The following is a 10,556-nucleotide window of genomic DNA, read 5'->3' on the forward strand; positions in this document are numbered from 1 at the left end:
GACGGGCGCGGAGCACAAGGACCGGCTCGGTGAGATCGCCGCGCGCGCCGGCGCCGGCGACCCCGGCATCGGCATGAGTCGCGGATCCAAGGCCGCCGTCGAGGCGGCCGAGACGGCCGTCTCCGCCGCCGGCGGCGTCCGCTCCGTGCTCGTGGCAGCGGGGTCCGCGTTCGGCGACCGCGCCGGCGGCACGAGCGGGATCCTGTGGGGCCTGCTGCTGGACACCGTCGGCGAGGGCCTCGGCAACCAGGAGCCGGTCACCCTCGACGGGCTCGCCAGGGCCGTACGGGCGGGGGCGACCCGGGTGCAGACGTTCGGTCACGCCGAGCTCGGCGACAAGACGATGCTCGATGCCCTCTGCCCCTTCGCCGACACGCTCGAGCAGGGCGCCGAGGCCGCGCTCCCCCTGGCCGAGGCCTGGCGCGTCGCCGCGGAGACCTGCACCAAGGCCGCCGAGGCGACCGCGCCGATGGTGCCGAAGGTCGGCCGCGCCCGACCCCTCGCCGAACGCAGCGTCGGCACCCCCGACCCCGGTGCCGTCTCGCTCGCCCTGATCGTCACCGCGATCGGGGAACAGCTCGACCAGACCTGCCAGCCCCTTCCCGAGGAGTCCTCATGACCGAGCCGACACGGACCACGAACCCCGAGCCGCGAGCGCTGCGGATCGCGGTGGGCTGCGACGACGCCGGTGTCTCCTACCGCGACATCCTGAAGGCGGACCTGGAGGCCGATCCGCGGGTCTCCGTGGTGGTCGACGTCGGCGTCACGACCGACGAGCACACCGCCTACCCCCACGTCGCAGCCTCCGCGGCACAGCTGGTCGCCAACGGCAGCGTCGACCGGGCGCTGCTCGTGTGCGGCACCGGCCTCGGTGTCGCGATCAGCGCCAACAAGGTGCCGGGCGTACGCGCCGTCACGGCACACGACAGCTTCTCCGTCGAACGAGCGGTGCTCAGCAACAATGCCCAGGTGCTCTGCATGGGCCAGCGCGTCGTCGGGATCGAGCTCGCCCGCCGTCTCGCCAAGGAATGGCTGGGCTACGAGTTCGACCCCGAGTCGGCCTCGGCGGCCAAGGTCGCGGCCATCGGCGAGTACGAGCAGGGTGCCACGGAGCAGGAACAACCCTCGAGCTGCTGAGTGCCCGACGGCCACTAGGATCGACCGATCACGCCGTCGAGGCTGTCGGACACCGCGGTCCGGCGCGACTGGGAGGGTTTCATGGCTGCCTTGGTCGTGGGGGTCGATGTCGGCACCGGAAGCAGCAAGGGCGTGCTGACCACCGCCGACGGCGTGGTGATCGCCAAGACGATGCGGCACCACCAGATGTCGCTGCCACGGGCCGGACATGCGGAGATGGACGCCGAGACCATCTGGTGGGGCGAGGTGGCCTCGATCTGCCGCGAGCTCGCGCTGCACGCCCGCGGCCACACGATCGCCGGGCTCTGCGTCAGCGGCATCGGCCCCTGCGTACTGGTCACCGACGACGACCTGACCCCGCTCCGGCCGGGCATCCTGTACGGCATCGACAGCCGGGCGTCGGCCGAGATCGCGGAGCTCACCGAGCGGTTCGGCGCGGACGCCATCCTCGACCGGGCCGGCAGTGCGCTCAGCTCCCAGGCGGTCGGTCCCAAGCTGCTCTGGCTTCGCCGTCACGAGCCCGAGGTGTGGGCGCGGACCCGGCGCTGGTTCGGTTCGAGCTCCTATGTCGTGGCCCGGCTCACCGGCGAGTACGTCATGGACCACCACACCGCCAGCCAGTGCGCCCCGCTCTACGACATCGCGGCCGAGGACTGGGCCTCCGACTGGGCCGGGGAGATCCTCGGCGACCTCCGGATGCCCCGGCTCGCCTGGTCCGGTGACGTGGTCGGCGCGCTGCACGCCGAAGCCTCCGCGGCGACGGGCCTGCCTGTCGGCACGCCGGTCATGGCGGGGACGGTGGACGCCTGGGCCGAGGCCTTCAGCTGCGGTGTGCGGCAGCCGGGCGACCTGATGCTGATGTACGGCTCCACGATGTTCTTCATCCAGATCGGCCACGGTCTCGCGCCCTGCCCTCCGCTGTGGACCACGATGAGCGTCCAACCGGACGTGATGACGCTCGCGGGCGGGATGGCCACCTCCGGGAGCCTGCTGTCGTGGGTCCAGGAGCTCACCGGGAATCACGACATCGCCACCCTCGCCAAGGAGGCCGACCTCGTCCCGGCCGGCGCCGAGGGCCTCATCGTGCTGCCCTACTTCGCCGGCGAGCGCACCCCGATCTTCGATCCGCACGCACGAGGCGTCGTCGCCGGGCTGTCCCTGCGCCACGGCCGCGGACACCTCTACCGGGCCGTCTACGAGGGAATCGCCTACGGCGTACGCCAGATCCTGGAGCTCCTGGAGGATGCCGGTGGGCCGGCGTCCCGCGTGGTCGCGGTCGGTGGCGGGACCCGGAGCGGACCGTGGACCCAGATCGTCAGCGACGTCGCCGGGATCAGGCAGCTCGTGCCCGAGCAGACGATCGGAGCCTCCTACGGGGACGCCCTCTTGGCCGCCATCGGCTCAGGGCTGGTGCCCCCGGACACCGACTGGACCCGGATCGTCGGAGAGGTCGTCCCCGATCCGGAGAACCGGGCGGTCTACGACGAGCTCTACGGCGCCTTCGCCGAGCTGTATCCCGCCACCCGTGACCAGGTGCACCGACTCGCCCTCATGCAGGAAGCCCTGACTCAGGTCCGGACCTAGCCTTCGTGGTCAGGCTGTGGGCAGCCTCCAGGAGGAGGCGGCCGAGCTCGGCCTGGCGGGGCGGGGCGAGGCGGGCCTCGATGCCGGTGATGGTGAGCGCTCCGTAGGGCTGCCCGTGGGCGTCGAAGACGGCGGCACCCAGCCCCCAGCTGCCGACCACGATGAGGCCGGGGTTGACCGCGAAGCCGAGCTCACGGGTCGCGGCGACACGCTCGCGGAGGGCCGCCGCCGAGTGCTGCTCGCCGTAGGCGGCGACCAGATCGGTCCGGGCCAGGTAGGCCTCCCGCCGCGACTCCGGCAGGAAGGCAAGGATCGCCAGGCCGGCCGAGGCCACGCCGAGCGGGAACCGGATGCCCTCGTAGAGCACATGCGAGCGGATCGGGAAGCTGCCGTCCTCGCGCAGGACGCAGACCGTCTCCTCGCCGCGCCGGATCGAGAAGAAGGCGCTCTCCCCCGTCTCCCGGGCGATGTGCAGGACCGCGGCCCGGGCCGCCGGGGTGATGTCGTGGCGGGTGGTCGCGGCGGCGCCGAGCAGGAAGCACTCCGGGCCCAGGTGCCAGGCGGCGGTGTCGTTGTCGCGCTCGACCAGCCCCTCGTCCTGCAGCGCGCTGAGCAGCCGATGGGCGGTCGGGCGCGGGATGGCGGCGGTCGTCGCGAGCTGGGTGGTCGTCGCGCCCTCCGGCTCGCGCGCAGCGAGCAGCCGCAGCAGGGTTGCGCTGCGACGGATGACGCTGGGACCGGGTTCCATGGGACGTACGATAGGCGACGTCCGCTCAGTGGACGCATCTGCGGCAACGGGGTCGTTCTCCGAGAGATCGAGCGTGAAATCGCGCTCACCTATTGACCGAACACGCTGCCCATCCTTGACTGATCATCATGGACAAGGTCATCTCCTCAGCCGCCGAGGCGGTCGCGGACATCCCGAACGGAGCGACCCTCACGGTCGGCGGCTTCGGGTTGTGCGGCATCCCCTCGGTGCTCATCAATGCTCTGCTCGAGGCCGGCGTGACCGACCTCGAGGTGGTCTCCAACAACGCCGGTGTCGACGACTGGGGCCTGGGCCTGCTGCTCGGCGCCGGACGCCTGCGCCGGGTCGTCGCCTCGTACGTCGGTGAGAACAAGGAGTTCGCGCGGCAGTACCTCTCCGGCGACCTCGAGGTCGAGCTGACCCCGCAGGGCACGCTGGCCGAGCGGATGCGCGCCGGCGGCTCCGGCATCGCCGCCTTCTACACCCGCACCGGCTTCGGCACGCAGGTGGCGCAGGGCGGGCTGCCGTGGAAGTACGACGACGCGGGCAACGTCATCAAGACCTCGCCCGAGAAGCCGGTGATGACCTTCGAGACGCCCGACGGCGAGCGGGAGTTCGTCCTGGAGGAGGCCATCGTCGCCGACTTCGGCATCGTCCGCGCCTGGAAGGGCGACCGCCACGGCAACCTCGTCTTCAAGGACTCCGCCCGCAACTTCAACCCGCTCGCCGCGATGGCCGGGCAGATCACGATCGCCGAGGTCGAGGAGCTCGTCGAGCCCGGCGAGCTCGCGCCGAACGACATCCACCTTCCGGGCGTCTACGTGCACCGGGTGGTGCCGTTGACCCCGGAGCAGGCCGCCGACAAGCGGATCGAGAAGAGGACGGTGCGCTGACATGGCATGGACACGTGAAGAGATGGCCGCCCGCGCCGCCGCGGAGCTGGTCGACGGCGACTACGTCAACCTCGGCATCGGGCTCCCGACACTGGTGCCCAACTACGTCCCCGACGACGTCGAGCTGGTGCTGCAGAGCGAGAACGGCATCCTCGGCACCGGCGCCTACCCGACCGAGGACGCCGTCGACCCGGACCTGATCAACGCCGGCAAGGAAACGGTCACCGTACGCAAGGGCGCCTCGTTCTTCGACTCCGCGACCAGCTTCGGGATGATCCGCTCCGGCAAGATCGACGCCGCGATCCTCGGGGCGATGCAGGTCTCCGCCGGCGGCGACCTGGCCAACTGGATGATCCCCGGCAAGATGGTCAAGGGCATGGGCGGCGCGATGGACCTCGTCCACGGCGCCAAGAAGGTCGTCGTGCTGATGGAGCACGTCGCCCGCGACGGCTCCTACAAGATCGTCGAGGAGTGCTCGCTCCCCTACACCGGCCTCGGTGTCGTGCAGCGCATCATCACCGACCTGTGCGTCCTCGACATCACCCCCGAGGGCCTGCGCCTCGTCGAGCTCGCTCCGGGCGTCACGTTCAGTGAGGTCGAGGAGAAGACGGAGCCCCGCATCCTCCGCTGATCGCCGGGAGGCCAGCCGCGTCGGCCGAGATGTCACGTATGTGACGGCTCGGCCGACGTATGTGACGGCTCGGCGCCGCGTACGTTCAGAGCTCGCCGAGCAGGCTGAGGTAGGCGTCCCGGGACGGCTCGAGATGGGCGGCGCAGACCCTCACCAGGTCATCGGTCCGACCCTCGCGGAGCGCCACCACCATCGCCCGGTGCTCGTCGCGTGAGCGCTCCAGGAGCTTGTCGTTGACCACCGTGAGCGACCGGATCGGCGAGGCCATCCGCGCGTGACGGCGCACGGACTCGACCAGGAACGGGTTCGGGGCCAACCCGAAGAGATGCTCGTGGAATCGGATGTTGGCGCGCAACGCGGAGCGGCGATCACCGCGAGCCACCGCCTGCTCGTGCTCGTGCATCGCGTCCTCGACCGGGCGGATCTGCTCGCCAGGGACCGGAGTCGCGATGGCGCGGGCGCACGCGGTCTCGACCAGCTCGCGTACGTCGTACAGGTCGCGCACCTCCTGGGCTGAGAAGGAGCGCACGAGCGCTCCCACGTGGGCGCGTCGCTCCACGGCACCTCGCGTCTCGAGCGTGGTGAGCGCGCTGCGTACGACATGGCGTTTGGCGTCGAAGCGCTCCATCAGCACGTCCTCGACGAGGCGTTCGCGCGGGTGCAGGAGGCCCATCGCGATGTCCTCCTCGAGCTCGCCGGCGATCGCCTCGACCTGCGCCGACGCCCGCTGACGGGTGGCGCGAACCGCATCCGGGAGCGCATTGCTCGCCTCGGCAGTCATCAGTGCCTCCTCCTTCCGCTTCGATCGAGCCAATGCTTTCACGTCGACGGCCCCGCTCGTCAGCAGACCGGGCCGCCGTTGCGAGAGCCAGCGAGATGTGATGTGATGCCGGTCTCAACCAGATTATCAATAATAAGGACGATAATGTTCGACGAGAGCACGCCCACCGGGATGCGGTCCAACCTGACGAGCTACGGCGACACCGAGTTCGCGCTGTTCCTGCGCAAGGCCTTCATCAAGGGCGCCGGCTACAGCGACGACGCCCTCGACCGGCCGGTGATCGGCATCGTCGACACCGAAAGTGGCTTCAACCCGTGTCACGGCAACGTGCCGCAGCTGATCGACGCCATCAAGCGGGGCGTGATGCTGTCCGGCGGGTTCCCGGTGAGCTTCCCGACGATCTCGGTGCACGAGAGCTTCGCCCACCCCACGAGCATGTTCCTGCGCAACCTCATGTCGATGGACACCGAGGAGATGCTGCGTGCCCTTCCGGTCGACGCCGTCGTCCTCATCGGAGGCTGCGACAAGACCGTGCCGGCCCAGCTGATGGGCGCCGCCTCTGCCGGAAAGCCCGCCATCCAGCTCGTCACCGGCTCGATGCTGACCGGGAGCCACCGTGGCCGTACCGTCGGCGCGTGCACGGACTGCCGGTTCTTCTGGGGCAAGTACCGAGCCGAGGAGATCGACGACGAAGAGATCGCCGAGGTCAACGGGAGGCTCGTCGGCTCGGTCGGCACCTGCTCGGTCGCCGGCACCGCCAGCACCATGGCCGCGGTCTCGGAGGCGATGGGCATCGCCCTCCCCGGAAGCGCCACTCCGCCCGCGGTGACGGCTGACCGGATGCGGATCGCCGAGGAGACCGGTCGTCGCGCGGTCGGGCTCGCCACCGAACGGCTGACCATCGACAAGATCCTCACCCCCGCGGCCTTCGACAACGCGTTCCGAGTTCTGCTCGCGATGGGCGGGTCCACCAACGCCTTGGTGCATCTCGCCGCGATCGCGGGGCGCTGCGGCTATCCCCTCGACCTCGACGCGTTCGATCGGATGGGCCGAGAGACGCCGGTTCTCCTGGACCTCAAGCCGTCCGGCGATCACTACATGGAGGACTTCCACCGCGCCGGTGGCGTCCAGCGCCTCATGCTCGAGATCCGCGACCAGCTGGAGCTCGACGCACTCACCGTCACGGGACGTACGTTGGGCGAGGAGCTCGACGACGCGCCGGCGCCGTTCCCCCAGGACGTGATCCGACCCCGGGAGGACCCGATCCACAGCGGCGGGAGCATCGCCGTCCTGCGCGGCAACCTGGCTCCGGCCGGGTCGATCATCAAGCAGTCGGCCGCGACCGCCGCGCTGCTCGAGCACCGCGGCCGGGCGGTCGTCTTCGAGGACGCCGAGGACCTTGCCGCACGTATCGACAGCGACGATCTCGACGTCGAAGCCGACGACATCCTCGTGCTGCGCAACATCGGGCCCGTCGGCTACCCCGGTATGCCCGAGGCCGGCTACATCCCGATTCCGCGGAAGCTCGCCCGCGCCGGCGTCAAGGACATCGTGCGGATCTCCGATGGCCGGATGTCCGGCACCGCGGCCGGCACGATCGTCCTGCACGCCTCCCCCGAGGCAGCGGTCGGCGGCCCCATCGCGCTGGTCAGGACGGGTGACATGATCACCCTCTCCGTCAACGACCGTACGCTGCGCCTGGAGGTCTCCGACGACGTGCTCGCGACACGAGCCGACGAGGTCGTCGAGCGCCCGAAGCCCCGGCGCGGGTACGCCAAGCTCTACGCCGATGAGGTGACCCAGGCCGAGGAGGGCTGCGACTTCCGCTTCCTCCAGGACCCGGACCCGACGACCCCTGTTCCTGGCCACGTCCCCGGTGCCGTCGCCGGGCCCGTCGCCGGCGCGAACTGATCGCCGAAGGAGATCACCGCGATGAATCACGAAACCTGGGTCGTCACCGCCGCCCTGCTGGCGATCGGCGCGCTGCTCGTCCTCATCATCAGGTTCAAGGTCCAGGAGTTCCTGGCCCTCCTGATCACCACGTTGCTGTTCGGGCTCGCCGTCGGCACCAAACCGAACGAGCTGATGGAGCTCGTCGTCGCAGCGATGGGCGACTCGTTGGGCCAGCTGGCGTTGGTCATCGCCCTCGGTGCGATCTTCGGCACCGTGCTGCAGCGAGCCGGAGCGGCCGAACGCATCGCCCTCACGCTCGTCGACAACTTCTCCGACCGCACGGTCTCCTGGGGTCTGGGTCTCGCCGGGTTCCTGGTCGCCACCTCGGTCTACATCGACGTTGCGATCGTCGTCCTGGTGCCGATGCTGTACGGCGTCGCCCAGCGCACCGGCAAGTCACTCCTGCACTACGGCATCCCGCTGTGTGCCGGCCTCAGCTGTGCCTACACCTTCATGCCGCCCGCGCCCGGCCCGCTCGCGACCGCCGGCATCATGAACGCCGACATCGGCCTCGTCATCCTCTTCGGCGTCATCTGTGGCATCCCCGCCGTGTCGATCGCCGGCCCCCTCTTCGGGCGCTACATCGCCAAGAAGATCATGGTCGTACCGCCGGTCATGGCCGTCGCCGGTGTCGGTGGCGGGAGTGCCTCGACCGGGTCGGCCGACAACGGGGCAGAGCAGCCGATCACGCCCGGAACCTCGGACCCCGACACGTTGCCGTCCTTCGCCGCCGTGGTCGCGACCTTGCTCATGCCACTGGTCCTGATCCTCGTGGGCACCGTCGGCCGCACGATCGGCGGTGACTCGACGGCGGTCGCCCTGCTGACGTTCCTCGGCCACCCCGTCATGGCCCTGCTCATCACGTGCCTGTTCAGCCTGTGGATGTTCGGCGTCAGGCGTGGTGCAGGGGCAGCGGATCTCCAGCGCCTCGCCAGCGACGCGCTCGGCCCGGCCGGCATGATCATCCTGGTCACCGGCGCGGGCGGCGTCTTCGGCGATGTCCTGGTGTCGTCCGGACTCGGGGACACCCTGTCAGCGGCGATGAAGGACGCGAACGTACCTCTCGTCGTCTTCGGCTTCCTCGTCGCCGCCGTGATGCGCATCTCCCAGGGCTCCGGCCTCGTCGCGATGGTCACGGGGGCGACCTTCAGCGCTCCGCTCGCGGAGTCGCTCGGCGCCAGCGACGCCACGGTCGCCCTCACCTGCATCGCGATCGCCTGCGGCGGCGCCGGGTTCTCCCACGTCAACGACTCAGGCTTCTGGATGGCCAACCGCTACTTCGGGATGAGCGTCGCGGACACCCTGCGGTCGTGGACGGTGATGAAGTCGCTCGTCGGCCTCACCGGGTTCTGCGTGGTCCTCGTCCTCAGCACCTTCATCTCCTGAGCCCGAGCCTCGGGCCGAGAGGTCAGCGGCGTCGGCCGAGATGTCACGGGGTGACGGCTCGGCCGACGTACGTGACGGCTCGGCCGACGGGGGTGACTTCTCGGCCGACGTGGGCGACGGCTCGGCAGGTCTGCGACAATGTGCGGCGTGGATTTGAGGGTGGTGCGGCCGACGCGCGGGAGCGTGTGGCTCGCGCTGCTCGCGGCCGTCGAGATCACCACCGGGTCCAGCCTGGCCCACCTGGCCGGCGGCGGGGAGCTGCCGGACGCGTTGTGGCTGGTGGCGACCGGTTTTGCCGCCTTCGGCGCCGGGGTCGTCGTGCTGCAACGACGAGTCGGGATCGTCCTGGGGGCGGTGCTCGCCGGCGCGGCGCAGCTGGGGATGCACGAGGCCTTCGAGGCGTACGCGGCGCCCGCCGCCCACGCACACGATGCCGGTGCGGGCGAGACCTCGATGCTGGTCGCGCACACCGCGGCCGCGGTGCTCACCGTGGTCGTCTGGCTGCTGCACCGCCGGGCCTGGCAGGTCATCTCCCGGGCGTCCGCCACGCCCCGGAACCCGATCCCGTTCCGCCTGCCGGTCCAGGCGCAGCCGGTCGTGCCGCGCACCGGGCTGTGGACGTACGTCGCTGCTGGCCGGGGTCCGCCGGTCCTCGCCTGAGGACCCGACCCCGACAACTGGGCATCGCCCAGCAGCACACACTCCACAGAAAGCAACAACCATGTCTCGACGTACCCTCGCGCGCCTCGGCGCGCCCGCCGCCGCTGCCGCGGGCATCACCTTCCTCGTCGCCGCCCCGGCCTCCGCTCACGTCACGGTCACCCCGACCGAGACCGCGGCCGGCGCCTACACGGTCCTGACCTTCAGCAACGGCCACGGCTGCGAAGGCTCGCCGACCAAGCAGATCACGATCCAGGTCCCCGAGGGGATCAACGACGTGACGCCCACGCGGCAGCCGTTCTACGACGTCAAGGTCGTCACCGAGAAGCTCGCCGAGCCGCTCGAGGACGCCCACGGCAACAAGCTCACCGAGCGCGACTCCTCGGTCGTCTACACCGCCAAGACGCCGCTGCCCGACGGTCAGCGTGACGCCTTCGAGGTCTCCCTGCAGCTGCCCGAGGAGGAGGGCACGCTCGCCTTCCCGGTCATCCAGACCTGCGTGAAGGGCGAGACCGCCTGGGTCGAGGAGGCCCCCGAGGGCGCCACTGAGGAGCCGGAGAACCCGGCTCCGTCCTTCGAGGTCACCGCAGCTGAGGCCGAGGACGGTCACGGCCATGGCGCCGAGGAGTCGGCCGAGAAGGCCGAGCCGGCCGCCGCGGAGGTCGAGGACGGCGACAGCAACGTGTGGGGCGCTGTCGGTGCCGGCGCCGGCATTCTCGGCCTGATCGCGGGCACGACCGCCCTCGCGCTGGGGCGTCGTAAGGCGTGAGTGCTCCCCTGACG

Annotated in this window: 11 protein-coding genes; 9 read left to right on the plus strand and 2 right to left on the minus strand. The window is 70.6% G+C overall.

All coding sequences use genetic code 11. The features are described from left to right. The 3 genes from ACFU7D_RS26015 to ACFU7D_RS26025 all read left to right on the plus strand — a co-directional run. The coding region (locus ACFU7D_RS26015) for a DAK2 domain-containing protein (protein ID WP_378872862.1) at positions 1 to 619 on the plus strand (619 nt) is incomplete at its 5' end. Further along, entirely contained in the window at positions 616 to 1,137 is a 522-nt protein-coding gene (locus ACFU7D_RS26020) for a ribose-5-phosphate isomerase (protein ID WP_378872864.1), read from the plus strand. The genes ACFU7D_RS26015 and ACFU7D_RS26020, both read left to right, overlap by 4 nt. Before the next feature lie 81 nt (positions 1,138 to 1,218). Then, complete coding sequence (locus ACFU7D_RS26025; protein WP_378872865.1) at positions 1,219 to 2,721, plus strand: FGGY-family carbohydrate kinase; 1,503 nt, start codon at positions 1,219 to 1,221, stop codon at positions 2,719 to 2,721. Here the strand turns inward: ACFU7D_RS26025 and ACFU7D_RS26030 are convergent. After that, positions 2,687 to 3,469: an IclR family transcriptional regulator gene (locus tag ACFU7D_RS26030; RefSeq protein ID WP_378872867.1), complete on the minus strand. Its 783-nt coding sequence runs from the start codon at positions 3,467 to 3,469 to the stop codon at positions 2,687 to 2,689. The two genes, ACFU7D_RS26025 and ACFU7D_RS26030, sit on opposite strands and share 35 nt — an antisense overlap. Positions 3,470 to 3,597: 128 nt before the next feature. On the opposite strand from ACFU7D_RS26030, the gene ACFU7D_RS26035 reads away from it, so the two are divergent. Together ACFU7D_RS26035 and ACFU7D_RS26040 are read left to right on the plus strand one after the other, a co-directional pair. Next, complete coding sequence (locus ACFU7D_RS26035; RefSeq protein WP_378872869.1) at positions 3,598 to 4,362, plus strand: CoA transferase subunit A; 765 nt, start codon at positions 3,598 to 3,600, stop codon at positions 4,360 to 4,362. Position 4,363: 1 nt separating this feature from the next. Beyond that, positions 4,364 to 4,993: a 3-oxoacid CoA-transferase subunit B gene (locus tag ACFU7D_RS26040; RefSeq protein ID WP_378872871.1), complete on the plus strand. Its 630-nt coding sequence runs from the start codon at positions 4,364 to 4,366 to the stop codon at positions 4,991 to 4,993. Positions 4,994 to 5,078: 85 nt separating this feature from the next. Here ACFU7D_RS26040 and ACFU7D_RS26045 read toward each other — a convergent pair whose 3' ends face one another. Then, positions 5,079 to 5,774 carry a GntR family transcriptional regulator gene (locus ACFU7D_RS26045; RefSeq protein ID WP_378872873.1) on the minus strand — a complete coding sequence of 232 codons (696 nt, stop codon included), beginning with the start codon at positions 5,772 to 5,774 and terminating at the stop codon, positions 5,079 to 5,081. Positions 5,775 to 5,918: 144 nt separating this feature from the next. On the opposite strand from ACFU7D_RS26045, the gene ACFU7D_RS26050 reads away from it, so the two are divergent. The 4 genes from ACFU7D_RS26050 to ACFU7D_RS26065 all read left to right on the plus strand — a co-directional run bounded on the left by ACFU7D_RS26050 (position 5,919) and on the right by ACFU7D_RS26065 (position 10,542). Next, positions 5,919 to 7,685 (plus strand): IlvD/Edd family dehydratase, encoded by a 1,767-nt coding sequence (locus ACFU7D_RS26050; RefSeq protein ID WP_378872875.1) that lies wholly within the window; start codon positions 5,919 to 5,921, stop codon positions 7,683 to 7,685. A 21-nt stretch (positions 7,686 to 7,706) separates the two neighbouring features. Beyond that, on the plus strand, positions 7,707 to 9,113 hold the full coding sequence (locus ACFU7D_RS26055) for a GntP family permease (protein WP_378872877.1): 1,407 nt from the start codon (positions 7,707 to 7,709) through the stop codon (positions 9,111 to 9,113). A 138-nt stretch (positions 9,114 to 9,251) separates the two neighbouring features. Next, positions 9,252 to 9,773 carry a cell division protein FtsQ gene (locus tag ACFU7D_RS26060; protein ID WP_378872879.1) on the plus strand — a complete coding sequence of 174 codons (522 nt, stop codon included), beginning with the start codon at positions 9,252 to 9,254 and terminating at the stop codon, positions 9,771 to 9,773. Positions 9,774 to 9,834: 61 nt separating this feature from the next. Next, entirely contained in the window at positions 9,835 to 10,542 is a 708-nt protein-coding gene (locus tag ACFU7D_RS26065; protein WP_378872881.1) for a YcnI family protein, read from the plus strand. Positions 10,543 to 10,556: the final 14 nt, after the last annotated feature.

Source organism: Nocardioides sp. NPDC057577 (assembly GCF_042801335.1).
In the GTDB taxonomy this organism is placed as follows: domain Bacteria; phylum Actinomycetota; class Actinomycetes; order Propionibacteriales; family Nocardioidaceae; genus Nocardioides.